The sequence below is a fragment of the Pseudomonas batumici genome (genome assembly GCF_036585405.1).
GTDB classification, from domain to species: Bacteria; Pseudomonadota; Gammaproteobacteria; order Pseudomonadales; family Pseudomonadaceae; genus Aquipseudomonas; species Aquipseudomonas batumici.
Genome location: NZ_CP144470.1, coordinates 466,902 through 491,332, shown reverse-complemented (window position 1 = coordinate 491,332; position 24,431 = coordinate 466,902). Strand labels below are relative to the sequence as shown.

Below are 24,431 nucleotides of genomic sequence, written 5' to 3'. Positions count from 1 at the left end.
GGAGTGAAGATAAAAAAGCTTGTACGTTTTCAGAGGGGAAAAGGATGGCAGGATCGCCGAATGAGCTCCGGTCCCTGATCCGACAAAGGTCCGAGATACCAAAATAACATCATCCAGCTATACCTGTTGTTGCCAACACAACAAAAATAGAGGGATCTGTATGCGCCATTTCACGATGTGTTTGATGGGCCTCTTGGTGAGCGGCCCGGCAGTATCGGGCGAAATCAGCTGGTCGCTTGACAACGGCTTTCCGCAATTTCGCAATGCCAGTCAGTTCCAGCAGCTGAAATCGGTCTGGAGTAAAGACGATTCGGCTGAAGCGTTCCTCGCCAAACTTGAACATCGGAAACCTGGCGTCAGTGTCAGCCAGCAACTGCGCGAGCTGCTCCCGGCCTCTAAACAAACACTCTGGGATGAACGGACGGGGCGGTACGATCGAAAGGCCTTGTTCAACCCTCTCCATGTTCTCAGGGTTTTCTATTCCGGAGCTTCAGCCGAGGCCTCATGCATCTGGAGCCTCGATGGCGTACCTTCTGCAAAAGCGCCCTGTAACGACACCGCGCTGATTCCAAATGTCCGTGAACTCACGCCTTTCACACTGTCGGTACAGGCAAGTGACGGATCAGTAGGCCAAGCCCAAGGAGAAATCAAGCAAGTCGTTATTCTCGGGCTCGGCGACAGCTTCGCCAGCGGGGAAGGCAATCCAGACTGGGCGGCCCAGGTTGCTCCCGGCAAACGACCTCCGGTCAATGGTCAGTACTGGTTTTACCAGAAGGACATGGCCCGGGGTGCATTTATCGACTCCGCACACTGGTGGGACACCGCATGCCATCGTTCATTACTGTCCTGGCAAGCGCTGCATGCACTTCAAACCTCTATTAAAAACCCCGACACTGTTGTCCGATTCGCTTCCTTCGCATGCTCCGGTGCGGAGGTCTACGACGGGTTCTTCCGTGCGCAGTTGAATCCTCCGGTCAAGACCTCCCGGGTCACCACCAACAGTAACCGGGATGGTGGCAACTATCGAGGGCCAGACACTGGACGAATTCCTCATCGAGATCCGGACGGCTGGACCGAGGTTTCAAACTCCTCTCCCAAGCTCAACAGATCCCAACTCAATTCAGCGATCGAACTGCTGTGCGACGGGAAGGCCTCCCCCGGCGCCGATCACTTCTTCGGAAGAGAACGCGACGGACTGAGAAAGCGAGTGCACTACGGCACGGTCAAATATGATCAGTGCTCAGGGCGATTGTTGCCTGTCGATCGTGTGCTGATGTCTTTTGGCGGCAATGATTTCGGCTTTTCCGGTGTAGTCAAATGGGCCCTCGTGCCCAAAACGGTCGTACACAATGATCTGAGGGACTCCAACTTTTTCCTTTTCCGCTTGGTGGCCAAAGCCGATGAGCGCTCACGCCTGGAGCTGCTCAAGTTCCTTCGTAATGGACTCAGGGTCATCGACCCAGCCGATGGCGAAGACTCCGCCAGGAAAAACCTGCCCAAGGTCTACGAAAACCTCAACTTCGCGCTCAACACCCTTCTCGGCATCAAACCAGAGAATGTGTACGAACTCATCTACCCGGATCCCTTACCAGATAAATACCCGGCCTACTGCCCTGAACGGTTGGAAGTCGGCAATGAAGCCATGAGCCAGCTCACTCAAAAATCCGCCACTTACATTCCCGCGTTTAACAAGCATGCACAGAATTTCATCTACCGGATGGAGCCGAACGATGCCAGGACCGTGCAGGCCAAGTTCATCAATCCGCTGCGCCAATATCAACGCGAGAACCTGCAATCCTGGCAAGCAGTCGATGCTCAGAAAGCCTTTGACAGCGATGGCGGACGCCTGTCCTTTTGCGCAGTATCCGATACCTGCCAGACATCGGGAAAATGCTCCGTAGAAGACTTGTATGCCTGGAGAACGACCAAGGATTCGTCGCAAAGCCCTTCGTTGGCACGCCTCAAAGACCTATCACAATGGGATGCATACGCCTACGGACGCTTGCGCGGCCTACGGACCTCGAACGATGCGGTCATGACGCAAGCACGCTTCAACGACAAGGATAAGGGAAAAATCGAAGGTGACTGGTTCAATGGCAGCGTGCACCCCACTGCCCGCATCCATGCCGGGATCGCCGACTCTTTGCCCGTCATGATAAAAGAGCCGGCCCAGCTCAGCACCAACCTCGTCATCCATTGACGAAAAGGATCACCCCTGGCGGGCGCTGGGGTGATCCTTTCTCCGGACTTCGCGTTGCGAAACCCGCCGGCACTCAGGACCGGCGGACGACCCGGATCCTGCCACTATTGCCACCGCCACAAAAGAACCGATCCTCGCCATCTGATTCAAGCCCCGATACGCCCAGGCCCGCAGGCATATCGATGCGCTCCAGCAGTTCTCCCGTTTCAGGATTCACCCGCCGGATATCACTCTGGTCGTCTTCCCAGGTCGCATGCCAAAGCTCGCCATCGACCCAGGTGACGCCCGTAACGAAACGGTCCGACTCGATAATGCGCAGGACCGCCCCGGTCTCGGGGTCGACCTGATGGATCCGGCGGTCGCGATACTGCCCGACCCAGAGCGCGCCCTCGGCCCAGGCAAGCCCGGAATCACCGCCATTACCCGGCACCGGCAGGGTCTTGAGCACCTCACCGGTCTGCGGGTCGATCTTCCGGATACGCCCCTCGGCGATCTGGAACAGGTAGCGGCCATCGAAGGCGGTGCCGGCCTGGGCGGCGACATCGATCGAGCGCACGATCGCCCCACTGGCCGGGTCGAGGGCGTTGAGCCTGTCGCCCGAGGCAAACCAGACGTGCCGGCCGTCATAGGTAACCCCGGCCACATGCTCGGCATCCGGAAAAGGCCCATATTCACGAAGGATTTCAGCTTGGGAATGTTTCATGAACCTATCCTAGCCGCTGGTCAGCGGACCTGGGAGTAACAAAGTTGACGGGTATCCCGGTACGGACGGGAGCGTCCAACGACGTGCCGGCCCGCGCCCGAAAGCATGCACCTTGCCGGTCGCCGCCAGTACATCGAGCGCCCGCTGCACCGTGCGCGGGCTGGTCCCCAGTGCGATCGCCAGCGCCGAGCTCGACCACGACTCGCCATCGGCCAGGAAAGCGAGCAGCGTGCCATGCGGCTCCTCGACCGGCGGCGCCAGAATAACCACCTCGTGGGCCTGCCGCGGCACGAGCACGAAGCCGTCCCGGGTCGCCCTCACCTGCGCCAATGCGTGAATCTCGCCCCGTAGCCGTCCGATTTCGACCCGCAGCCGGACCCGGTGCGATTCATCGGCCTCCTTGCCCCGAAATGCGCGGGCGATCAGTGCCTGCCGCGAAACACCTCCTGGCCAGCTCTCGGCGAGGGCGCGCAGCAGCACGAACAACACCGGTCGTTTCGTCAGCGATACCGACGCGTTCGCCTCACGCACCGCGTAACGACAGGCATCCACCACCAGTGCTGGCGAGGCGAACAGTGCCTCGACTTCCTCCAGCAACAGGAAACGCTCCTGGTCCCCCACGATCAAACGTGCAGCAGGCCTGCTCAACACTTGAGAGGTGCTCTCGACTTCGGCAGCGAGTGCAGCAATACCCGCCTTGCGCGCGGCCTCTTCCGCCCGCCGCAGCGCAGCCCGCGCCGCCTCCGTCTGCAACCGCCGGATGGCAATTCCGGCGCGGGCCAACTCGTAGGCGGCCCTCAATGGCGGCGCCAGCATTGTCGGCTCAAGCGCGCTCAGCCGAAGCTCAGCCTCATCGAGATGACCGGTCAACAGCAGGCGCCGGACTTCGAGGTGACACGCATGCGCGGCATTCAGACGGTCACCCTGTGCCTCGAGAACCGCCCGAGCACCCGCGAGTGTCTTGGCCGGCCAGGCCAGGTCACGCGAGACCAACGCGATCTCGGCTTCGGCAACCACGCAGCGGGCCTTCGCCAATGCCTCTTGCGGACCGAAAGCCCGGGCAGCCAGTTTGAGCAGCGTCCTGGCGCGAACCAGATCACCCAGCTGCGCCATGGCGATACCGCGCAGCGCAAGTGCCGGCCCGTCATCGCGCAAGGCAACCCGCTTCAAGGCCCCAAGCACATCGCCGGTGGCGAGCAGCCGCGCCGCTGCGCCGATCATCGCGTCCATGCCGATCCCGTCAAACTTGTCACTCCCACCCTGGTGCGCCTCCGCCCTAGTCTGTTCACGACCACCCGGTAACCGCCCGTACGACCGATGGTACGACGGGCCATGGCAAATGGAGAACCATCATGACCACACACATGATAGGCACACGCGAAGAATGGCTGGCGGCGCGGCTCAAGCTGCTGGCGGATGAAAAAGAACTGACCCGCCGCGGCGACGCCCTGGCCCAGCAACGGCAGGCCCTGCCCTGGGTACGGGTCGACAAGGACTACCGCTTTGACACCGCCACCGGCAGCGCCTCGCTGCAGGACCTGTTCAAGGGTCGCTCGCAGCTGCTGGTCTACCACTTCATGTTCGGGCCCGACTACAGCGCCGGCTGCCCTTCCTGCTCCTCGATCGCCGATGGCTTCAATGGCATCGTCGTCCATCTCGAAAACCATGACGTCGCCTTCACCGCCATCTCGCGGGCACCGCTGGCCAAGCTGCTGGCGTTCAAGCAACGCATGGGCTGGAGCTTTGACTGGGCCAGCTCGTTCGGCAGCGATTTCAACAGCGACTTCAGCGTCTGGTTCAGCGAGGAGCAGCAGCGCGAGGGCGACATCGTCTACAACTATCTCCGCGAGGCGCCTCTGGCTGGCCCCCAGAGAGGCCAGACCGTCCGGGAATGGCAGTTGCAGGGCAACGAAAGTCCGATTTCCCGGGCCGCCGCCATGACCGGAACCGACATCGCCACTTTCATACGTGACAGGCCCGGGGTCAGCGCCTTCGTGCTCGAAGACGGCGAGGTCTACCACACCTACTCCGCCTATGCCCGCGGACTGGACGGCCTCTGGGGCATGTACCAGTGGCTCGACCGCGCGCCCAAGGGTCGCAACGAACAGGGCATCTGGTGGCGCCACCACGACAAATACGGCCAGGAGTGACCAGCATGCTCTCGTCCAGTCGGCCGAAGGAAAACCCACCGGCGCGAATGCCAGGCGGCCATGCACTGGGCATTGCCGACTGGCTGTGCCTGGCGGCCACGCCCACCTTTGCCGGCATGGCGCTGCTCACGGCCGCCGGTGCAGGCACGGATGTGATGTGTTCCTCAATGCGCGGCACTTTTGCCTTCGACGGCATGGTGACCATGTACCTGATCATGGGCGCCTTCCATCTACCGCCCTGGCTGCGGCTGATTTCCGGCCACGCCGGCGGATCAACCGGCTGATCCACGACACCGATCGGCACGCAATCCAGGGGTGGCTGGCATTAAGGCGGTCTATTGCTCTTTGGTTATCACTGCATGTTAATGTTATGCACATGATCCCAGGGAGTCAGCGTCATGATTGCGATACGAGAGGCGTGGAAATCAGGACTGCTTGGCCGCAAGCACTGGCCTCGCAACCTGATCTCGGGCGTTATCGTGGGCATCGTGGCGCTCCCCTTGTCCATGGCTTTTGCCATCGCCTCGGGAGTCAAGCCCGAACAAGGCATCTACACCGCCATTGTCGGTGGGCTCCTGGTGTCCTTGTTCGGCGGCAGCCGCCTGCAGATCGCGGGGCCCACGGGCGCCTTTATCGTGATCCTGGCCGGCGTCACTGCCCGCTACGGCATTGACGGCCTGCAGATAGCGACCTTCATGGCCGGGGCGATCCTGCTGCTACTCGGGATCACCCGGTTGGGCGCCATCATCAAGTTCATACCAGACCCTGTGATCGTCGGGTTCACCGCCGGCATCGGCGTGATCATCTGGGTGGGGCAATGGAAAGACTTCTTCGGCCTGCCGAAAGTCGCCGACGGTCATTTCCATGAACGGCTCTGGCACCTGCTTGAAGCACTCCCGAACCTTCACCCGACGACAACCCTGCTGGCGCTCCTGAGCCTGCTGCTGGTCCTGCTCACGCCCAGGCTCCCCGGCATGAAACGCGTTCCCGGTCCATTGCTCGCCATGGTCGTCGCAACCGTCATACAGGCGTCGTTCCAGTTTCCCGGTGTAGCCACGATCGGCAGTGCCTTCGGCGGGATACCCCAGGGGTTGCCGACATTGAGCCTGCCTGAAGTGACCCTGCCGCGGATCATCGAATTGATTGGCCCGGCGTTCGCCATCGCCATGCTCGGCGCCATCGAGTCATTATTGTCGGCCGTGGTGGCCGATGGCATGGCGGGCACCCGCCATGACTCCAACCAGGAACTGATCGGCCAGGGTATCGCCAACCTGATCAGTCCGTTGTTCGCCGGCTTTGCCGCGACCGGAGCCATCGCCCGGACCGCCACCAATATCCGCAACGGCGGCAACAGCCCGCTCGCCGGCCTGGTGCATGCGCTCACGCTGGTGCTGCTGGTTTCTTTCCTGGCACCGCTGGCTTCGGATATCCCGCTGTGCACCCTCGCGGCCATCCTGTTTGTCGTGGCCTACAACATGAGCGAGTTGAAACACTTCAAGCGCATGCTCCAGCGAGCACCGCGTGCCGATATCGCGATACTGCTGGTCACCTTCCTGCTGACGGTCTTCAGCGACCTGACCATTGCCGTGAACATCGGCGTCATTCTCGCCATGCTGCAATTCATGCGGCGGATGGCGTCTTCGGTGGAGGTGCAGAGGATGGTCGGCAAGGACCTGGAGGTCGAGCTGCGCCTCAACGGCCAGGTCGAACTGCCGGCCAATGTCCTGGTGTATGGCATCGAGGGGCCGTTGTTCTTCGGTGCGGCGGAAACCTTCGAACGGGTGCTGGCGCAGACCCACACCGACCCCGGGACCCTGATCATTCGCCTGAATCACGTGCCCTTCATGGACATCACGGGTTTGCAGACCCTGCTCGAAGTCATCGAGCAGCTGCGCAATCGCAGCATTGTCGTGAAGCTGTGCGAGGCCAACGAGAAGGTCCTGGGCAAGCTGCGCAAGGCCGGGATACTCCAGGCGCTGGGGCCTGGGCATTATCATGCCGATTTCCATTCGGCACTGAGCGCAGCCAATCCACCCGGGCAGTAACATGTGCCTGCCCGGCATCGACCGGTTGCCTTACTGCTCCTTGCCGACCACCTTGCTTCTGGTCGAATAGGAAACGCCATGGGTTTCCAGATAATCTCGAATCAACTGGCGAACCACCTGCGACGGCGTCAGGTCCTGAGCGGCACAAAGTTCCTCAAGGGCCTTTTTCTTGACCGGATCAATGAGTACGGTCAGTCGTGCGGTCTTGCTTTCCATGGAAGTATCGACGCCCTGCGGCCACCTATGTTAATCAAATTATAATAACCGCCTTCCGGTGTTGTCACGCCCTCTCCCCGATCGGCGGAGGACGCCCTGGGATCGGCGGCGCCCGCGTTATCGTCAACCGCCATCGCGAGCCAGTTGGCTGCTGCTTCTGCGGGAAAAAAGACACTCCTGCGTGAGGGTCGCCCGCAGCTGCACAGCCTCCTGCTCCAGCCGTTCACACATGAAGTCGACGAACACGCGAATCTTGCGCGACAGTTGGCGGCTCGAAGGCCAGACGATGCTCATGGTGTCCGGCGGGATCAGATAGCCATGCAGCAGACAGCGCAACGAGCCATCAGCCAGGGCCTCGCGGGCCAGGAAGTCGGGGATGGTGCCCAGCCCGAAGCCCTTGACCAGCGCCCCACGGACCATCTCCATGTTGTTGCTGACCATCACCGTACGGGTCCGAGGCTCGCGCGCACCCTCCTCGCGCAACAGAGGAAAGTCCAGCAACTTGCCATTCTTGAAGTAGCGAAAACGCACCGCCAGGTGATCGTCCAGCTCCGCCGGCGTCTGCGGCGTGCCGTAGCGCTCCAGGTACGCCGGCGCGGCGCACAGCACCGGTTGCACGCCGGGCAGGCGCCGGCTCATCAGGCGCGAATCCGGCAGCTCGCCGCTACGAATGGCGATGTCCATCCCCTCCTCGATCAGGTCCACCAGCTTGTCGCTGAAGTCGAGGTCCAGTTCGATATCGGGGTACAGCTCCATGAACGCCATCAGCACGGACTGGAAGAGCTGATAGCTGGCCGCCGGCATGCTGATGCGCAAACGTCCGCGCGGGACTTCCGTGGACTGCGACAAGGTCGCCTGGGCGTCGTCCAGGTCATCGAGGATACGCCGGCAGCGCTCCTGGAACACCCGGCCCTCGTCGGTCAGGCTGAGGCTGCGGGTCGAGCGTTGAAACAGGCGCACGCCCAACTGCTGTTCAAGCCGGGTCACCCCCTTGCCAACAGCCGACGCCGACAATCCCAGCGCTCTGCCCGCCTCGACGAAACTGCCCAGCTCGGCCGTGCGGACAAAGGACATCAAACCACTCAGTCGATCCACCTGCCTCTCCTATTCGATCCTTTTGTTCCGATATGGGCGGAATTTTTACCGTTTTTAACTCGATTACCCGCTCTTTAAGATCCTTGCATGTTCCGCCGCCCCCGGTAAACCACCGAAGCGCGGCCATTTCACGCTCATCCAAGGGGCACACAGCCGCGCCCGATACAAGGATCCGACCGATGTCCATCCCACTCCTGCTGCAACAGCGACTGATCCTGCTGGCCGTGTGCATCACGGCCATCAGCATGCCCTTCAACTTCACCGCGCCGGCCGTTGCCCTGCCCGCCATCGGCCGCACCTTCGGTGGCTCGCCGATGGAGCTGAACTGGGTCACCAATGCCTTCATGCTGACCTTCGGCAGTTGCCTGATGCTCGCCGGCGCACTGGCTGACAACTATGGCCGCAAGAGAATCTTCCTCGGCGGCGTCAGCACGTTTGCCGTGCTCGCCGCCACCTTGCCCTTCTCCCCCAGCCTGGCACTGTTCGATGTGCTGCGGGCGGCCCAGGGCCTGGCTGCCGCGGCGGCCTTCTCCGGCGGTATGTCCGCCCTGGCGCAAGTCTTCGACGGACCGGGGCGCATCCGCGCGTTCAGTTTCGTCGGGACCAGCTTTGGTATCGGCCTGGCCTTCGGCCCCGTGGCGGCCGGCGCCATCGTCGAAGCCTCTGACTGGCACCTGGTCTTCCTGCTGATCACCGTGCTGGCGGTGATCTCGTTGGCACTGGCCTCCCGCTATATGGAGGAATCACGCAACCCCGATGCCGCCGGAATAGATTGGCCGGGGGCGATCACCTTCACCTGGGCACTGGGCATCTTCACCTTTGCCATCCTCAAGGCGCCTGAAAGCGGCTGGAGCAATCCGCTGGTGCTCGGGCTGTTCGCCGTCGCGCTGCTGTCCTTCGTGGCCTTCGTCATGATCGAACAGCGTGTCGCCCAGCCCATGCTCGACCTGACGCTGTTCCGCTTCCCACGCTTCGTTGGCGTGCAGCTGCTGGCGGCCGCGCCGGCCTATTCCTTCGTAGTGTTGCTGATACTGCTGCCGATCCGCTTCGTCGGCATCGAAGGCATGAGCGAGGTCGCCGCCGGCTGGTTGCTGATCGCTTTATCGGCACCGCTGTTGGTACTGCCGGTTGTTGCCGGCTACCTGACCCGTTGGCTGTCGCCTTCCACCTTGTGCGGCAGCGGTCTGCTGGTGTGTGCCGTCGGGTTGTTCTGGTTGAGCCGTGTACCGGTAGGCAGCACCGCAAGCACGCTGGCCTGGCCGATGTTGGTGATCGGCGCGGGCATCAGCCTGCCCTGGGGCTTGATGGATGGCATGGCGGTCAGCGTGGTCCCCAAGGAGCGCGCCGGCATGGCCACCGGAATCTTCAGCACGACCCGGGTGGCCGGTGAAGGCGTGGCCATTGCCGTCGTCACCGCACTGCTGTCGGCGTTCACCGCAGGCCATCTCGGTAATGCCGCGACGCCGGACATCGTCGGTGCCGCACAACACTTGGCCACCGGCGACCTGGCCGGTGCCGCGCGACGGCTACCTGCCACCGGACACGCCGCACTGACCGAGGGTTACAGTGCCGCGTTCAGCACCTTGCTGCAGGTGCTGACAGCGATCACCGTACTGACGGCGGCCGTGGTGTTTCTGTTTCTCGACCGGGGTTCGGTCGCGGATGATACGGACACCGAACGGGACGACCAGGTGCTGGATCAGGCGGGGTAGTCCTGCGCGCCAGGCGCCAGACGCATGACATGAGCCCGGATATCTTCGGGCCAAGTCTCGATGCGCTGTTCCAGGGCTGCCCGATCGTCGGCGAACAGCGCGCGCGTTGCCTCTTCGTAGCCGGGCAGGTCACCGGCGATCGCCAACATGAACTGATAGGTGGCCTCCTGGGCGGCCCGGCGTTGCTGGAGCGCCCCGCCGTTTCGCCGGGCGTCATCCACCAGGCGCCGGAGTACGGCGGATGCACCGCCGGGTTGGGTGGCCAACCAATCCCATTGCCTTGGCAACAAGGTCACTTCCCGGGAGACCACCCCCAGTCTTGGCCGACCTCTTCCCCTCGGCTCCGCCGCTTCATCCTTCGCAGGTTGCGCAGGCTCGCTCGGCCCCGGCCGATAGCGCCCGGCGCTGGCCTGGGGCGGCTGGGACAATCGTTCGAGGATCTCTGCCTCGGTACCGCGCAGGTCCAGATCGATGACGCGGCCAGTCGCATCGTCGAAAACCAGGATGGGATTCGCCGAGCCATTTTCGATGGCCGTCTTGATCGCCGGCGCCACTTCAGCCAGCGGTCCGGACCGTAGCAATCGATGGGCTTCAAAGGCCGTGACAGGTTTTGAGAGAAGGTCGGACATGGAATCAGCCCCTTGGGTGTGGAAGCTAATTAATACCCGGATAAAAACAATTTCGCAATATCACCCGGATAATATTTGCAACGGCGCTGATTGCCCGAACAGCCCTCAGCCGTGTCCGAGACCTTATCGACTGGCCGACCACAGCCCTGACTACCTGGCCCGCCCCCTTGTCTCGGGATCGTCATCCAGCGGAACGATTCAGTGGCTATGCTGGTCAAGCTATTTACTGTCCCATGAAACCAAGGTGACGATTCCATGACCAAGACCTATAGCTACGCGGCCCAGAATCCCAAGGATTCACTCAAACCTTTCACCTTCGACCGACGGGTTCCCGGTGCCGATGATGTGCAGATCGACATCCTCTACTGCGGCGTCTGCCACTCCGACCTGCACACCGCGCGCAACGAATGGCATAACACGCTGTACCCTTCGGTGCCGGGGCATGAAATCGTCGGCCGGGTGACTGCGGTCGGCGCCAGCGTCAGCAAATTCAAGGTCGGCGACCTGGCCGGTGTCGGCTGCATGATCGACAGCTGCCAGCAGTGCGCGTCCTGCGCCGAAGGTGAAGAGCAATATTGCGAGAACGGCTTCACCGGCACCTACAATGGCCCGGTATTCGGTGGCGCGAACACCTTCGGTGGCTATTCGGACAACATCGTCGTCAAGGAGAAGTTCGTCCTGCGCATCTCCCACGGCGATGCCAACCTGGCGGCGGTCGCGCCGCTGCTGTGTGCCGGCATCACCACCTATTCGCCGCTGCGCCACTGGAAAGTCGGCCCGGGCACAAGGGTCGGCGTGGTCGGTCTGGGGGGCCTGGGGCACATGGCGGTGAAAATCGCCCATGCCATGGGCGCCCATGTGGTGCTGTTCACCACCTCGCCGAACAAGCGTGAAGACGGCCTGCGCCTGGGCGCCGATGAGGTGGTGGTGTCCAGTAACCCGGATGAAATGGCCTGGGTCACCAACAGCCTGGACTTCATCCTCAACACCGTGGCCGCGCCCCACAACCTGGACCCGTTCCTCGCGCTGCTCAAGCGCGATGGCACCATGACCCTGGTCGGCGCCCCCGACAGTCCCCACCCCTCGCCTTCGGTGTTCAACCTGATCTTCAAACGCCGCAAGCTGGCCGGCTCGCTGATCGGCGGCATCCAGGAAACCCAGGACATGCTGGATTTCTGCGCCAAGCACGGGATTGTCTCGGATATCGAGATGATCGCCATTCAAGATATCAACGAGGCCTACGAGCGCATGCTCAAGGGCGACGTCAAATACCGCTTCGTGATCGACATGAACAGCCTGAAGAAAGAGGCCAATGTGGCCTGATCAATCCGCTTCTCCGAGTCCGTGCGATCGCGTCAGGCATGCGGTCGTCACGGGCTTCGCAGGCCTACTATCCACTCTCGAACCTACTGCGGTACTGTAAGCGAACACGCGTGACCCATTGGCGGCTGCAATCGCGAAAGTGAATGCCGATGGCTAAGCAATACGGGGTTGAACCGACAGGTAAGTCCCTAAATTCAAGATGAGACCAGAATGCTGAAAAAAGCTGTTTTTTGCCTGTCACTCCTGGCAACCGCAAGCTCCGCCTACGCCAACGAAGCCATTGCCTACAAAGACGAGTTCGAGACCCAATACGTTCAGTGCATTCAGAGCAAGTTGGCGGAGGGCTGCTGGGACAAAGTCTTTTCTGGACACTTTGACCCGTCGCAATCCAAGGAGAAGGAACTGATCTCCAAAAGCCAAAGCGTACTTTCAGCCTGGATCGGGCAACATGACCTCTACAAAGTGCACCTGGGCTCCAAGGAAACGAAAGGTGAAGTGTTTGAAAACAGAACTTATCTGATCGAACGTGACGACGGGGCGTTAGTCGGATTGCACGTAGGTTTCAGACAGGTAAAAGGCGAATGGTTCGTCTACGAACTCATGAGCGGCAGCGACGATGCCTTCATCCGCTCGATACTGCATATGCCCAAGATATAGTGCGAGAGAAACAGGCCTCCGTATGACGCTGAGCTTCGTGAAGATGCATGCCCACGGCGACGATTTCGTGATTGTCGATCTGCGCGGCAAAGTCGATCCGATCACCAGTGAGGTAGCCCGTCGCCTGGGTGATCGGAATCGTGGCATCGGCTTCAATCAGTTGGCCGTGGTACTGGACTGTGAGGATGCGGCGGCACGGTTGCTGTTCTGGAATCCGGATGGTTCCAGGCTCGACACCTGCGGCAGCGCGACTCGTGGTGTTGCCGATAAGCTCATGCGTGAGGCTGACACCTCTTCAATCGTGCTCAGGACCCATCGTGGCTTGCTGACCTGCGTGCGCGAACCGGGTCAGCGGGTATCGGTGGATATGGGCAAGCCCCTGCTCGATTGGCGGGATATTCCGCTCTCCAGGGAAGTGGATACGAATCGGTTGCCTCTGTCCGGAAGCCCCACGGCTTGCAGCATGGGCAATCCGCATTGCACCTTCTTCATCGAGGACCTGGCAACGGTCGATGTGGCGGCCATTGGACCCAGGATCGAAACCGACCCGCTTTTCCCCAGGAAAACCAATGTGCATTTCGTCCAGGTCATCGACCGCGGTCATATCCGCTTGCGCATCTGGGAGCGTGGCGGCGGTATCGCGCTCGGCTCGGGCTCCTGCTGTTGTGGCGCGGTCGTTGGCGGGATTCGGCGTGGCCTGCTGGATGACACCGTCGAGGTGGAATGTGATGGTGGGACGGTGCAGGTGAAATGGGATTGAGTCGGCGGCGTAGTTCTGATCGGATCGGTGGAACCGATTTTGTATGGCACGATTGCGAGCCATTTTCTGCAGGTCTAGGCCCTACTACCGATCTCTCAAGACGAAACACGATACCTGTAGGAGCCAGCTTGCTGGCGATAGCGGTGGTGAATACGACACCGCTATCAATACTCGGTAAGTAGAAACTCAAAACCAGGACAGTTCAAGCAAGGAGATGCAACCCAATGAATACACTCAGCGTTCGCAAGCTGGAAAAAACTGATACTGAAGCGTTGCTGACATTCGAAATTCGTAACCGTGAATGGTTCGAATCTCAGATTGATGCGCGTGCCCCATCCTTCTACTCATTGCAGGGGGTTACCGATCATATTGAGTGCTATTTGTCCGGTTTTGCCACCGGCACCTGGCACCCATTCGTGATCGAAGACGCCATTGAGGGGATCGTGGGTCGAGCCAATTTGAAAGACATCAACTCACCGAAGGGTTGCGCAGAAGTAGGCTATCGGGTTGACCAACGCTTTTGCGGTCAGGGACTGGCGACACTGGCACTGAAGCATCTTATCCAGGAGGCACAGACGCACTGGAATCTTACGCAACTGGTTGCTCACGTATACAAGAATAATATTGGCTCAAGGAAAGTACTTGAGCGGTGTGGATTCCTGATTGAACATGAGTCCTGGATAGACAATACGAAGGATGAATGTCGACTCATCCTTTCGATCTAAAAAAGCGTTTCGGATGCGATTGGCATTTTAGGATGCGGTAGCACGGTTGTTTTCTGAAATCCAGACAACTCCAGGCTTGACATTTGCGACAGAACGATTCGTGGCGTTGCAAATAAGCTTAAGCGTGAGGCTGACACCTCTTCAATCGTACCCAGAACCAATCCCCGCTCCTCTTATCTCTGCACTGTTGAGTACGGTATGCGTGTATTTGCGCGCAACCATCAAAGATATTTCCCACGACCACTAAAGAAGCAGCTGACTACCCCACCCAATGAATTTGGTTCGATGATTTGCTCTAGTTCGCTGTCGCTGGGAAACTCAAAGACATGCGAGGAGATTAGTAATGGAAAACCTATTCTGGGAGCGTGATTATGCGGGCTCCAAAGCCACCTACACGCCTGCAAAAACAAAATATGTGTCCCCCCAGGCTGCCCGCTTTTTAGTCAAGCGCCTCATGCACGAAGCCTCGACCATCAGTGCAAGCTTTGGCGTTCATGAGCTTGTAGTTTTCTCAAGGCTGCTAGGGGTTTCAGAATTTGATGAAACGGGCGGATCTTTTTATGGCTTGTACAGCAGCGGCCATGATGAGCAAAGCTCCCCGCCCCTGCCAAATTACTGCCTGAGAAAGCTCCAGTGGACGAAAGGTTTTAAAAACATTGATACGGTTCTTCAAGGCTTAACCTCTACGTCGCTCTTCTTCCATTCGGACAGCTTAGACCGTGACTCACGCACAGTCTTTGAGGACGCAGAAGCTCCGCTTGGCAACAAATTAGATATCACTCATGCCCCTGCTGATGCAGAAGTCCGGAGCGAGAAAATCATAAATTACTTCGCCATGGATGATGCCACTATGCTTCAGGGTGAGTACCAAGCGCCAGCGGTATTCAACCCGTATATTGAAAATAAAATCCAGGAATTGTCAAAGCTCTTTGACGCGCTTTTCGTAGACGGCGGTATATTACCCGACGTTAACTCTCTGAGAATATCCTATACGTTCGATCACTTTGACTTTATGAAATCATAATCCTTCCCAGAGCGGGCTCGCGAACGCGTGAGCTCGCGCTATCAAAAGACGCCGAATCTTTGCAATGTTTACCGCGCTGGCAGCCTCCGCTACGACCAGCAATACCGAGTCACAATTTAAAAATTCCAGAGCATACACTAATGATCGAGCATCCAGTAACAGATGGCCCCCTTCAAACTAAAGGAAGCTACATGTTTAAATTTCACGAATTTTGGAAAGCGATAGACCCGCATACGCTTGCAATTTATTTCTGCTTTGAGGACCTAGAAAGCGGAAAGTATTGTGTTCAAAACGTAGAGTTCTACAGATTACCGTTGAAGGGCGAACGCCAGTTGAGCGGTCACAAAAATGCGATGGAGCTTTTTATGGAGGAAAGCCCTTTATCTCGCTGCGACTGGGCGTCTTCACTGACTGCCGCAATAAAATCACATGACAATGCTTTTGAAAACCAAATCATCACCACTTGAACTTCCCCTCTCTACGGGAGGGGGCGTTATATTTTATCGACTATCAAACACCGAAAAATCAACCCTCTATAAACTCTCCATAGGGAATGTACCTCATCCCCATAGTTGGGAAAGGCCGCCAGATGATGAACCACCAACACATAAACATCGAGGCTATGACTCTCCCCACAAGCCCGCTTCCTAGGGACGAACAACACTATGCTATCCAGTACTTATCACGATGAGAAACTGATCTCTATCGCCGCATCAGAAAACAGCTTGACTCTTCAGATTTATTCAGAAAGCAAGACATCAACAATCCAACTGAATGATCTTGTAAAACTTCGAGCGACAGACTTCGAGGAAGGAAACATCATAAATATTGTGCAAATCTTCGACGCACATAACGCTCCGACGGGTGAGGCGACGTACAGATCGCTTATTAAATATGCTTACGGCATCAGCAATGATGATTTAAAGAAAAACCCAAAGCTATCATCCTTCCTAAATAACAAAATTAGAGAGTATGAAAAAGGTTCTCTCCTCATCCTCGAAGTAGAGCCATCTTACGGGTGCTACCTTGTTGCGATCGGCCGAACCATTTCAGAAGCAGTCACGTCCACCTGACCTTATAATCCCTGCTTATTGAATGGATCGCTACAACGTGCTCAGCCTAAGTCGTAGCGATATCCAGCGTAACCGTCGCGTGCCTTAGCCCTGAAGTTGGGCATCCGCCGTTTGCTCATGGCCCTCACTCCATCAAAAAAGTGAACTGAGCGTTGAGGCGTCTGGCTCGTGATGGATCAGCGTGCGAGGCGACTGCGGCGACAGCTCTCGTAGATCATTCCACATATGGACTTTTGAGACGAACTGCGTCCCGACTGCTACCGCAAGCGGCTCTAAACCAAAGGTCACAAAACCCATTCGCTCATAGAGTACTTTTGCACTGCCATTACCGTCTGTGACGGTGAGTTGAACGACCAAAAGCTGAGGTTGGGATTTCGCATAAGCCAACACGCCACACATTAATTTATGTCCAATACCCTTATTCCTGTGAGCGAGGGGTACGTACATCCCGAAAATGGTTGATTTGTGGCTAGCCTTTTTTCGAGTTTCAACAGACAACCCTACTACCCCCAGCAAATGGTCACCCTCAAGCGCCGCAAAAACCACATCGGTAGCAGCCGGACTGCTATCAAGTCTCTTCTCCCACCAGTCAATGGGTAAAGCTTCGCGCTCCTTCGCATCGGAGGTAAAAGCGTCTGGATGGAGCTCGTAAGCCTCGAGCATCAGGGCGCGATAGGAGGAAGCATGCTCTGGGGTGAGTCGTCGAAATGTAAGGGTCATCGAAGTCGAACTCGCATGATGGAGGACCAGATTATTGCACTACATAATCAACGAGGCCGTAACGATATGCTCCTTTTTCAACAGAATCGGTCGGAAGCTGCCATTCGTAATTCCTCGTGCAAGACAGGAAATACGCTGCATCGTCGTCGAGTCACTGGCTGACACCCACAATCACTCAAGACGAAATACGCTACCTGTAGGAGCCGGCTTGCGGCGCTTTCAAATCCACCACTCCCCTCACAGCCGAGATGCAGGAGTCCGTCATCAGGCCATGTTCAATCCACAATGAACAACTTCGCTCCGCTCGTAGTGGACGACCGATGCCCCTCGTTATTGTTGCCCACCTGATAACTCATCCCCGCAGACAGGGTGAACCGACGGCCATCTTCCAGTTCGGTCTCCAACTCCCCTTCCAGACACAACAGAATATGCCCTCTCCAGCACCAGTGATCGGCCAGGTATCCAGGACTGTACTCGACCATCCGCACACGGGTCGCACCAAACTGACAGGTCCGCCAATAGGCGGTACCCGTCTGACCTGGGTGGGCGACAGGCTCGATAGTCGACCAATCCGTCGTACCGAAAGGGATAGCCGTGAGATCCATGGAGCAACTCCTTGCCGAAAAGAACTGCAGACCGTATCAACCCGCCGGGATGCCGGATAGATACAGATGGGCAGAATCGGTGGCATACGGTCCTCGGATTTCTGCTGGCGAACGGCGCGGTAGACTGTTGGATGAACAGTTGGCGCCCTAGCCTTCCAGACTGATCCTTACACCGTCAAAAACAACGCCGAAGTCCACACCCTGGACTGATCCCGCTGCCGCGCACAGATGAACAAAGGATGCTCGCGCCCCGCTTCCAACTGCAACGCCGCCAGCTCGATCCGCCCTTGCACCTCACGCGGCAGCGGCGCGTCGGTGGTCCGTTCCAGGGACACCTTCAACTCCGCCCCCGGCAGTTCCTCGACCACCTGCCCCTGCGCCAGCAGTTGCTCACCGGACAACTCCATCAGCACCGTCGGCGCATGCACATGGGGTTGCGGCTCGGACGGGTCGCCGACCTTGATGTAATTGTCGATACGGCTGTGAATCTGCAAGGTCGCGCCGGCCAGTTGCGACAGGTCGATCTCGATACTGTCGGTATCGCCATTGGTGTCGGTGCGAAACGCCAGCGTCGTCGCATCCTTGCGCCACACGGTCTGCTCGGGATGATCGAGGCCCAAGGCCCGGAAGCCCTTGATCACCGCACCGGTGACACGGATCTCGCCGGTCCAGTAGGCACCGCGATAACGGTCCTTGATCCGTGCGCCGCCCAGGCGCAGGCGAATGCCGTGGGCAGAGAAACCCAGTTCCTCATGCAGGTTGCGCGACCAGACCCGTTGCTCGCCGTCGAACAGCTCCACCTGCTCCCAACCCGCCTCCCCCAGCAACCGATAATCCAGTACCGAATCCTCCCGCGCAGTGAACACCTCACCCATGAAATGTGTACCCTGGCGCAAACTGGCGAACGAACGCTCGCCGGTGGTGGCAAAGGTGCGACGGGCACGCAATGCCTTGCCGACACTGGCGCGGTCGAAGCTGTCGGCGATCACCCCGGTCAGCCCGCCCCGTGAACCGAACACCGCCGTGGCCGGTACACCTCCGCCGCAACGGCCCTGGTGTTCATCGCTGTTGGCGGCGGCACCGACCCGATAACCCCGCTGCAAGGCTTCGGCGTAGACCCAATGGAACTGCCCCCAGGCCGAACCCACTTCAATCAGGCGCTCCAACTCCGGGTGGTGCCAGTCCAGGTTGCAACGGCGGCCGCCCACATGCGGCATCATCAGATGACCCTCGGGGTCCTTGGCATAGGCGGCGTACAACTCGTCCACCGGCCAGGCGCCGGGCTTGATGGTGCCGGCGGTGAACTCGTTCCATTCTAACGAGCGCACCAACCGCCCCTGGTTGTCGAACGGAAACTCCGGCTTCCTGTCGTGCAGGAACACCACGTTGCGGTCACCGCCGGCGCAGGAGTTACCGCACCATTCGGTTCCGGGATAGCAGACGAAGCGACCGGGCTCGTTGAGCTCGTGAATCAGCCTGACCGCCTGGTCCCAGCGTTGCTCGGTGATGTTGAAGTCGTTCGCGGTATAGCCGAGCACATCGAGCCCGGCGACATCCCGGCCATAGCTGAGGTTGTACAGGGTATCATTGGTGCCCACGGTGTCGTCGGAATGCACGTGCAGGTCCGCGTAGAGCGGGCGCAATGCGCGACCGGCCGGATCGACCGTGACAAAGGCCTGGGCTCCACGGACAAACGCTCCCTGCACCTCAGCCGACAGGCGCCACTCGCCCACCGCGCCGAACACCAACCCTTCCAGCCGGGCAACCGCCCAGCCTTCGGCCGCCAGACGGAATGGCTGTTGCCGCTGTTCGCCTTCAGGGCCGGTCAGGCTCAGCAGACCCTCGAGCGGCAGGTGGCGACAGGTATTGCCCCAGGCATCGTCGACCCGCAGCAACACGTCGAACGCCTCGCCGGCGCTGACCAGGCGCGGCACGATCAGTTGCACGCCGTGGGCCGGTCCCGGGACGATATCCAGCAGCGGATCACCCGGCACCTCGGCAAACTTCGAGCTGCCCAACGGGTCGATGAACAGGCGGAAGCGGAAGTCCTTCTCGACAAAGCTCTGCACCCGGGTGCCCGCGCCGCCCTGACGCCGGTCGCCCAGGCGGATGACGATGCGATCGCCGGGATTGAGGTAGCCGTCGACGATATCGATGATCACGGCTTTCTGGAACGGCCGCTCATGGCCCTTCTGGTCGAAGCGCACCTTCAGGTGCTGTACCGTGGCCTGGCTCTGCCCCGGCACCAATTCCCCGGCCTGGTACTCGGCACTGACGTAGTTGGCGCCCGCCGGGTTCGAGGTCTGGAACAGCGCCCAGTCGGAGTAGAACTTGAACGCCAGTTTCAACCAGGCACCGTCCGCCAGCCCGCTGCCGCCGACCTCGTAGACCAGGGTGATCTCGTCCCATTGGCCGGCCACCAGGGTGTTGCGGTCAGAGCGGATAGAACCCAGGAACGGGCGCTGCTTGTTGCGTTCATACAGGCCTTGCGGGGCAATGTAGTGCCCGGCTTCGCGGGGATCGAACGGGTTGCTCACATGACACCTCGTACAGTTTCACTGACAGTTTGAAGGGGGCACAGGCGACTTATTGCGCGCGCCATTGCTGGTAGTGACGCTCGATGCGCCGGAACACGAAACTCTCCATCAACCAGGCAATCAGCCCGATCATGACAATGCCCAGCAGCACCTGGCTGCTGTTGCCGATCTGGCCCCCCGTGGAGACCATCCAGCCGATGCCCTGGGAGGCACCGATCATTTCCGCCGCCACCAGCGCCCGCCAGCCCTGGCTGAAGCCGATGCGCAGGGCCGCCGTGACGAACGGCAGCGAGGCCGGCAGGTAGACATGGGCGAGCAATTGCCAGGGACTGGCCCCCAGGGTACGGGCCGCGCGAACTTCGCCACCGCGAATGCCCTGCACGCCCTCCTGGATCGTCACCGCCATGGGGAACACCGCGGCAATGAAGATCACCAGCACGATGGACAGGTAACCCAGGCCGAAGATGATCATGATCAGCGGCGCCCAGGCGATCGGCGGGATGGCCATGAACAGGCTGTTGAGCGGCGCGATGAAGTCGCGAAAACGCGCCGACAATCCGCCCGCCGCCCCAGCAGCACCGCGACCACGACCGCCGCGCAGAACCCGCCGAGCTCCTCCAGGACGCTGGCTTGCAGGTGCCGCCAGAGCGATCCGTCGCCCAGCCAACGCAGGGTCTCGCGGGCGACCTCCCAGGGTTGCGGCAGGATGTAGGTGGGAAAGCGACTGGCCAGGGCCACCCAGATCAACAGCAGGAAAGGCAGCGAGGCCCATCCCCAATTCGGTTTCGGCAAGGACATGGGCAGACTCAGCGCGAAGCTTTTTCCAGGTAGGCGGTGTCGACGATCTGCTCGGTCTTGAGCGGGGTGTCGATAAAGCCCAGGTCATGGGAGTAGTTCATCAGGCGTTGGATGAACTGGATGTCCGCGGCCTGCAAGTCCGCCGACCAGCCCAGCCGGGTGCGGGCCTGGGCGACGATGGTTTGCGGGGCGATGGTCTTGCCGTCGGGCCCTTGCACGGCTTCGAGCTTGAACGCCTCGGCGATGATCCGGTTCGACTCGTCGGGATGCTCGTTGAGAAAGGCGATGGCCTTGCGATGGGCACGCAGCAGTTTCACCACATCGTCCGGTCGCTCCTGCAAGGTTTTCGGCAAGGAGATCACCACGTACCAGGGGTATTGCGGCAAGGCCTGGTTGACGTCGAACAGCACCCGACTGGAACCCCGCAGCAACGACTGGCTGACAAAGGGTTCCCAGGAGAACGCCGCATCGACGATGCCGCGCTCCAGGGCGGCGTTCATGTTGCCGGGGGGCATGTCGATGATGTCGAGGTCGGCGTCGGGATTGAGTCCGGCCTTTTCCTTGAGCACATAGCCCCTCAGCAGCACGTCCATGCCGCTGCCCTTCTTCACCCCGGCGAGCTTTTTGCCCTTGAGATCAGCCAGGGAATTGCTCGGGCTCTTGCTGTCGACGATCACCGCCGCCTGGCCGTAATTGACTTTGGCCAGGATCCGGCTCTGCAACCCTCGGGAAAACCACTGGTACACCGGCGGCGTGCCGACATAGGCCATGTCCAGTTCGCCGGCGGCCAGCGCCTGCTGGATCACCGGGCCATCGCCCAACGCCTTGAGATCCACCGTCAGGCCTTCATCGCGGTAGTAGCCCTGCTTGTCGGCGATCAGCGCCGGGGCATTGGCCATGGCAAACACATACCCCACCCGTAGCGGCCTGGTTTCGTTGGCGACAGCAGATGAGCTGCCGACCACGGCGGCAACCGACAATGAAAGGGCAAGCAGCGTACGTTTGATCATGGGATCGACTCGGTTTCAAGGACCAGGGAAAGGGATGGGGAAACGCGGGCCTCGGACAGCGCCATGACCTGGGAAATACGTTCCATCAGCTCATTGCGGTAATCGAGGAAAGCCGGCAGGCGGCGGGTTTTCAGATTGGAACGCGGGCGTGGCAGCTGGATCTTCAGTTCGCTGTGAATACCGCCCGGAGCGATGTTGAGGACGATGACCCGGTCCGCCAGGAACACCGCCTCGTCGATATCGTGGGTAATGAACAAGACGGTCTGGCCCAGTTCGGCCCATATCCGCAGGGTTTCTTCATTCATGTGGTTGCGGCTGATGGCGTCCAGCGCGGCGAACGGCTCATCCATCAGCAATACCTCGGGCTCCAGCGCCAGGGTGCGGGCCAACGAGACCCGCTGCTGCATGCCGCCGGAAAGCTGATGGGGCAAACGCTGCGCGGCCTGCCCAAGCCCGACCAGGCGCAGGTACTGCAAGGCTCGTTCGCGCTGTTGCGATTCGCTCAGATCGGCGGCCATGCGCAAGCCGAAACGGACGTTTTCCAAGGCAGTCAGCCAGGGAAACAACTGCGGCGCCTGGAACACATAACCCAGTTCCGAACGCTCCGGACGAACCAAAGCCTGGTTCAGGCGGATCTGCCCCGCCTGCGGCTGGACGAAACCCGACAACAGGTTCAGCAAGGTGGTCTTGCCGCAGCCGGACGGCCCCAGGATGGCGACAAACTCGCCGGGAGCGGCGCCCAGGCTGAAAGAGGAAAACACCCGCTGCCCATTGGGGTAGCTGAAACTGATCTGCTCGACGCTCAGCGCATCGGCCGCAGGCTGCATACGAAGGTAGGTTTCTGGCATGGCACGTGTCGTCAGGTCGCTTAAAATGAGATTGCCTGACATAATACGTATTAATACAAGTCGTCCCAATAATCTGTTTTTATAACCTTAGAAGCTAAGGCTCACGAGGAGCACCGCGCTTCTGCGATCACGGAACCCAGCAGTGTCCACGCCCATTCTTCGCGACAGCAGCACCTCGCTCTACGAACAGATCGCCCACCAGTTGCTGGAGGAGATCCAGCGTGGCGCCTACGAGCCCAGCGGCAAGCTGCCCTCCGAGGCCGCGCTGGGCCAGCGCTTTGCGGTCAGCCGCGTGACCATCCGCCTGGCCGTGGGCAAGCTCAGCGACGACGGGGTGGTGGAACGCAAGCAAGGCAAAGGCACCTTCGTTGCCGCCAAGCAGGTCCGGCATGGTCTCGATGCCCTGCGCAGTTTTCATGAGGCGTTGCTGCTGCAAGGTCTCAAGCCGAGCATGCGCGTCCTCGACCATCAGTTGCAGACCGTTCCCGAGGCGTTATGCGGCTTGTTTTCCGGCGCCGAGCACTGCCTGCTGCTGGAGCGCCTGCACTTTGTCGACGACGAACCCATTGCCCTGGGTCGCAGCCACCTGCCGACCGAACTGGCGAATGTCTTGTGGAGCGAGGCCGAACACCGGCCGATCTATTCGATCCTGGAGTCGATCATCGGCTCCCCGGTCACCCGCGCCGACATGGCGATTCGGGCCCAGGAAGCCGACAGGCACCTGGCCCAGACCCTGAAGGTCAAACGTGGCGCGGCGCTGCTGGTGATGGAGCGCACCTCGTACTTCGCCGATGGCCGCTGCTGCGATCGGACCACCTTCTTTATCCGCCCGGAACGCTACGCGTTTGTCCTCAGCGGTGTTTTCAAGTCCGGCCCAGCCCATTGAAACCGGGGCGCCCAGCCCCGTCCCAGCTGACTCCCTCCCCCTACGCCATCGAATGAGCAGGCAATCGCGCCGCCCCGGCGCCGAGCGCTAGCCGACGATCGGCAGAGATTTTTTTCAAAAGTCACTTTCATTATGAAATTCACTATGAAATATTATGACCGTAATACAAACGAACACCGATTCGGAGACCCCGATGAAAAGAGCCAGCTTCCAACCCATGCCTTGCCCGGTCGCCCATGCCCTGGAGCACATCGGTGACGGCTGGAGCCTGCTGATCCTGCGCGATGCCTTCTACGGCCTGCGCCGTTTCGACGAGTTCCTCAACAGCCTGGGTATCGCCTCGAACACCCTGACCCGCCGTCTGAATGACCTGGTCGCTACCGGTTTGCTGGAGCGCCGTCCCTACCAGGACAACCCGCCGCGCAATGAGTACCACCTCACCGAAGCCGGCCTGGATCTGCGTCCGGTGATCCTCACGCTGATGGCCTGGGGTGCCCGCCACGCCAGCGGCTCGGACAAGGTTTTCCTGGCGGACGAAACCACCGGACAACCCGTGGCGCTGGCGTTGATGGATGCCAATACCGGCAAACCCATCACCCGCGAGGGCCACCGGGTCCATGTGTCACACGATGCCGATGCATTGACCCAATGGCGTGTCCGTACCGGCCAGGCCTACCGCCAGAGCGATGCTCTGGTCAGCCACTTTCCCAATTAA

At 60.0% G+C, this 24,431-nt stretch carries 24 protein-coding genes and 1 pseudogene; 14 read left to right on the top strand and 11 right to left on the bottom strand.

Annotated elements, in window-relative coordinates:
• Nucleotides 1–160: 160 nt before the first annotated feature.
• Nucleotides 161–2,200 (top strand): hypothetical protein, encoded by a 2,040-nt coding sequence (locus NUH87_RS01845; protein WP_338524454.1) that lies wholly within the window; start codon nt 161–163, stop codon nt 2,198–2,200.
• Nucleotides 2,201–2,273: 73 nt separating this feature from the next.
• Here the strand turns inward: NUH87_RS01845 and NUH87_RS01840 are convergent, their stop codons facing one another.
• Both NUH87_RS01840 and NUH87_RS01835 read right to left on the bottom strand, forming a co-directional pair.
• Complete coding sequence (locus NUH87_RS01840) at nt 2,274–2,903, bottom strand: glutamine cyclotransferase (RefSeq protein WP_338524453.1); 630 nt, start codon at nt 2,901–2,903, stop codon at nt 2,274–2,276.
• A gap of 9 nt (nt 2,904–2,912) precedes the next feature.
• A complete protein-coding gene (locus NUH87_RS01835; protein ID WP_338524452.1) occupies nt 2,913–4,133 on the bottom strand; it encodes a helix-turn-helix domain-containing protein in 1,221 nt (406 codons plus the stop codon).
• Between the two features lie 122 nt (nt 4,134–4,255).
• Between NUH87_RS01835 and NUH87_RS01830 the strand changes: the two genes are divergently transcribed.
• The 3 genes from NUH87_RS01830 to NUH87_RS01820 all read left to right on the top strand — a co-directional run bounded on the left by NUH87_RS01830 (nt 4,256) and on the right by NUH87_RS01820 (nt 7,098).
• A complete protein-coding gene (locus tag NUH87_RS01830) occupies nt 4,256–5,053 on the top strand; it encodes a thioredoxin family protein (protein ID WP_338524451.1) in 798 nt (265 codons plus the stop codon).
• Between the two features lie 5 nt (nt 5,054–5,058).
• The gene (locus NUH87_RS01825) at nt 5,059–5,337 is read left to right on the top strand and encodes a hypothetical protein (RefSeq protein WP_338524450.1); all 279 of its coding nucleotides are present in this window, start codon (nt 5,059–5,061) and stop codon (nt 5,335–5,337) included.
• Nucleotides 5,338–5,451: 114 nt separating this feature from the next.
• Nucleotides 5,452–7,098, top strand: a complete 1,647-nt coding sequence (locus NUH87_RS01820) for a SulP family inorganic anion transporter (RefSeq protein ID WP_338524449.1) — start codon at nt 5,452–5,454, stop codon at nt 7,096–7,098.
• 30 nt (nt 7,099–7,128) lie between these two features.
• On the opposite strand, the gene NUH87_RS01815 is transcribed toward NUH87_RS01820, so the two are convergent.
• A complete protein-coding gene (locus NUH87_RS01815; RefSeq protein ID WP_040066911.1) occupies nt 7,129–7,314 on the bottom strand; it encodes a ribbon-helix-helix protein, CopG family in 186 nt (61 codons plus the stop codon).
• A gap of 123 nt (nt 7,315–7,437) precedes the next feature.
• Nucleotides 7,438–8,409 carry a LysR family transcriptional regulator gene (locus NUH87_RS01810; RefSeq protein ID WP_338524448.1) on the bottom strand — a complete coding sequence of 324 codons (972 nt, stop codon included), beginning with the start codon at nt 8,407–8,409 and terminating at the stop codon, nt 7,438–7,440.
• A 179-nt stretch (nt 8,410–8,588) separates the two neighbouring features.
• Here NUH87_RS01810 and NUH87_RS01805 point away from each other — a divergent pair, with 179 nt between their 5' ends.
• Nucleotides 8,589–10,121 (top strand): MFS transporter, encoded by a 1,533-nt coding sequence (locus NUH87_RS01805; protein WP_338524447.1) that lies wholly within the window; start codon nt 8,589–8,591, stop codon nt 10,119–10,121.
• Here NUH87_RS01805 and NUH87_RS01800 read toward each other — a convergent pair.
• A complete protein-coding gene (locus NUH87_RS01800; protein WP_338524446.1) occupies nt 10,109–10,750 on the bottom strand; it encodes a DUF2239 family protein in 642 nt (213 codons plus the stop codon). The two genes, NUH87_RS01805 and NUH87_RS01800, sit on opposite strands and share 13 nt — an antisense overlap.
• Nucleotides 10,751–11,005: 255 nt before the next feature.
• Between NUH87_RS01800 and NUH87_RS01795 the strand changes: the two genes are divergently transcribed.
• From NUH87_RS01795 to NUH87_RS01765, 7 genes are all read left to right on the top strand, one after another.
• Nucleotides 11,006–12,073, top strand: a complete 1,068-nt coding sequence (locus NUH87_RS01795; RefSeq protein ID WP_040066925.1) for an NAD(P)-dependent alcohol dehydrogenase — start codon at nt 11,006–11,008, stop codon at nt 12,071–12,073.
• Between the two features lie 210 nt (nt 12,074–12,283).
• A complete protein-coding gene (locus NUH87_RS01790; protein ID WP_338524445.1) occupies nt 12,284–12,730 on the top strand; it encodes a hypothetical protein in 447 nt (148 codons plus the stop codon).
• Nucleotides 12,731–12,752: 22 nt separating this feature from the next.
• A complete protein-coding gene (dapF, locus tag NUH87_RS01785) occupies nt 12,753–13,490 on the top strand; it encodes a diaminopimelate epimerase (RefSeq protein WP_422393896.1) in 738 nt (245 codons plus the stop codon).
• Nucleotides 13,491–13,714: 224 nt separating this feature from the next.
• Nucleotides 13,715–14,215, top strand: a complete 501-nt coding sequence (locus NUH87_RS01780; protein ID WP_338524444.1) for a GNAT family N-acetyltransferase — start codon at nt 13,715–13,717, stop codon at nt 14,213–14,215.
• A 343-nt stretch (nt 14,216–14,558) separates the two neighbouring features.
• Nucleotides 14,559–15,239, top strand: a complete 681-nt coding sequence (locus NUH87_RS01775; protein ID WP_338524443.1) for a hypothetical protein — start codon at nt 14,559–14,561, stop codon at nt 15,237–15,239.
• A 191-nt stretch (nt 15,240–15,430) separates the two neighbouring features.
• On the top strand, nt 15,431–15,706 hold the full coding sequence (locus tag NUH87_RS01770) for a hypothetical protein (RefSeq protein ID WP_338524442.1): 276 nt from the start codon (nt 15,431–15,433) through the stop codon (nt 15,704–15,706).
• A 198-nt stretch (nt 15,707–15,904) separates the two neighbouring features.
• Nucleotides 15,905–16,312 (top strand): hypothetical protein, encoded by a 408-nt coding sequence (locus NUH87_RS01765; RefSeq protein WP_338524441.1) that lies wholly within the window; start codon nt 15,905–15,907, stop codon nt 16,310–16,312.
• Nucleotides 16,313–16,444: 132 nt separating this feature from the next.
• Here the strand turns inward: NUH87_RS01765 and NUH87_RS01760 are convergent, their stop codons facing one another.
• The 6 genes and pseudogenes from NUH87_RS01760 to NUH87_RS01735 all read right to left on the bottom strand — a co-directional run bounded on the left by NUH87_RS01760 (nt 16,445) and on the right by NUH87_RS01735 (nt 22,830).
• Nucleotides 16,445–17,032 carry a GNAT family N-acetyltransferase gene (locus NUH87_RS01760; RefSeq protein WP_338524440.1) on the bottom strand — a complete coding sequence of 196 codons (588 nt, stop codon included), beginning with the start codon at nt 17,030–17,032 and terminating at the stop codon, nt 16,445–16,447.
• Between the two features lie 275 nt (nt 17,033–17,307).
• Nucleotides 17,308–17,637 carry a DHCW motif cupin fold protein gene (locus NUH87_RS01755; protein WP_338524439.1) on the bottom strand — a complete coding sequence of 110 codons (330 nt, stop codon included), beginning with the start codon at nt 17,635–17,637 and terminating at the stop codon, nt 17,308–17,310.
• Between the two features lie 167 nt (nt 17,638–17,804).
• Entirely contained in the window at nt 17,805–20,174 is a 2,370-nt protein-coding gene (locus NUH87_RS01750; protein WP_338524438.1) for a hypothetical protein, read from the bottom strand.
• 49 nt (nt 20,175–20,223) lie between these two features.
• Nucleotides 20,224–20,972: pseudogene (locus NUH87_RS01745) on the bottom strand (ABC transporter permease).
• 8 nt (nt 20,973–20,980) lie between these two features.
• The gene (locus NUH87_RS01740) at nt 20,981–21,982 is read right to left on the bottom strand and encodes an ABC transporter substrate-binding protein (RefSeq protein ID WP_338524437.1); all 1,002 of its coding nucleotides are present in this window, start codon (nt 21,980–21,982) and stop codon (nt 20,981–20,983) included.
• The gene (locus tag NUH87_RS01735; RefSeq protein WP_338524436.1) at nt 21,979–22,830 is read right to left on the bottom strand and encodes an ABC transporter ATP-binding protein; all 852 of its coding nucleotides are present in this window, start codon (nt 22,828–22,830) and stop codon (nt 21,979–21,981) included. The genes NUH87_RS01740 and NUH87_RS01735 overlap by 4 nt, the downstream gene beginning before the upstream one ends.
• Nucleotides 22,831–22,972: 142 nt before the next feature.
• On the opposite strand from NUH87_RS01735, the gene NUH87_RS01730 reads away from it, so the two are divergent.
• Together NUH87_RS01730 and NUH87_RS01725 are read left to right on the top strand one after the other, a co-directional pair.
• Entirely contained in the window at nt 22,973–23,716 is a 744-nt protein-coding gene (locus tag NUH87_RS01730; RefSeq protein ID WP_338524435.1) for a GntR family transcriptional regulator, read from the top strand.
• 193 nt (nt 23,717–23,909) lie between these two features.
• Entirely contained in the window at nt 23,910–24,431 is a 522-nt protein-coding gene (locus tag NUH87_RS01725; protein ID WP_040066952.1) for a winged helix-turn-helix transcriptional regulator, read from the top strand.

Excerpts from the sequence above, each read along its gene's own strand:
- NUH87_RS01835 (WP_338524452.1), bottom strand. The coding sequence starts at position 4,133 with ATGGACGCGATGATCGGCGCAGCGGCGCGGCTGCTCGCCACCGGCGAT.
- NUH87_RS01840 (WP_338524453.1), bottom strand. The coding sequence starts at position 2,903 with ATGAAACATTCCCAAGCTGAAATCCTTCGTGAATATGGGCCTTTTCCG.
- dapF (WP_422393896.1), top strand. The coding sequence starts at position 12,753 with ATGACGCTGAGCTTCGTGAAGATGCATGCCCACGGCGACGATTTCGTG.
- NUH87_RS01780 (WP_338524444.1), top strand. The coding sequence starts at position 13,715 with ATGAATACACTCAGCGTTCGCAAGCTGGAAAAAACTGATACTGAAGCG.
- NUH87_RS01725 (WP_040066952.1), top strand. The coding sequence starts at position 23,910 with ATGAAAAGAGCCAGCTTCCAACCCATGCCTTGCCCGGTCGCCCATGCC.
- NUH87_RS01740 (WP_338524437.1), bottom strand. The coding sequence starts at position 21,982 with ATGATCAAACGTACGCTGCTTGCCCTTTCATTGTCGGTTGCCGCCGTG.
- NUH87_RS01815 (WP_040066911.1), bottom strand. The coding sequence starts at position 7,314 with ATGGAAAGCAAGACCGCACGACTGACCGTACTCATTGATCCGGTCAAG.
- NUH87_RS01735 (WP_338524436.1), bottom strand. The coding sequence starts at position 22,830 with ATGCCAGAAACCTACCTTCGTATGCAGCCTGCGGCCGATGCGCTGAGC.
- NUH87_RS01795 (WP_040066925.1), top strand. The coding sequence starts at position 11,006 with ATGACCAAGACCTATAGCTACGCGGCCCAGAATCCCAAGGATTCACTC.
- NUH87_RS01845 (WP_338524454.1), top strand. The coding sequence starts at position 161 with ATGCGCCATTTCACGATGTGTTTGATGGGCCTCTTGGTGAGCGGCCCG.
- NUH87_RS01770 (WP_338524442.1), top strand. The coding sequence starts at position 15,431 with ATGTTTAAATTTCACGAATTTTGGAAAGCGATAGACCCGCATACGCTT.
- NUH87_RS01755 (WP_338524439.1), bottom strand. The coding sequence starts at position 17,637 with ATGGATCTCACGGCTATCCCTTTCGGTACGACGGATTGGTCGACTATC.
- NUH87_RS01830 (WP_338524451.1), top strand. The coding sequence starts at position 4,256 with ATGACCACACACATGATAGGCACACGCGAAGAATGGCTGGCGGCGCGG.
- NUH87_RS01775 (WP_338524443.1), top strand. The coding sequence starts at position 14,559 with ATGGAAAACCTATTCTGGGAGCGTGATTATGCGGGCTCCAAAGCCACC.
- NUH87_RS01800 (WP_338524446.1), bottom strand. The coding sequence starts at position 10,750 with ATGTCCGACCTTCTCTCAAAACCTGTCACGGCCTTTGAAGCCCATCGA.
- NUH87_RS01805 (WP_338524447.1), top strand. The coding sequence starts at position 8,589 with ATGTCCATCCCACTCCTGCTGCAACAGCGACTGATCCTGCTGGCCGTG.
- NUH87_RS01790 (WP_338524445.1), top strand. The coding sequence starts at position 12,284 with ATGCTGAAAAAAGCTGTTTTTTGCCTGTCACTCCTGGCAACCGCAAGC.
- NUH87_RS01760 (WP_338524440.1), bottom strand. The coding sequence starts at position 17,032 with ATGACCCTTACATTTCGACGACTCACCCCAGAGCATGCTTCCTCCTAT.
- NUH87_RS01825 (WP_338524450.1), top strand. The coding sequence starts at position 5,059 with ATGCTCTCGTCCAGTCGGCCGAAGGAAAACCCACCGGCGCGAATGCCA.
- NUH87_RS01765 (WP_338524441.1), top strand. The coding sequence starts at position 15,905 with ATGCTATCCAGTACTTATCACGATGAGAAACTGATCTCTATCGCCGCA.
- NUH87_RS01820 (WP_338524449.1), top strand. The coding sequence starts at position 5,452 with ATGATTGCGATACGAGAGGCGTGGAAATCAGGACTGCTTGGCCGCAAG.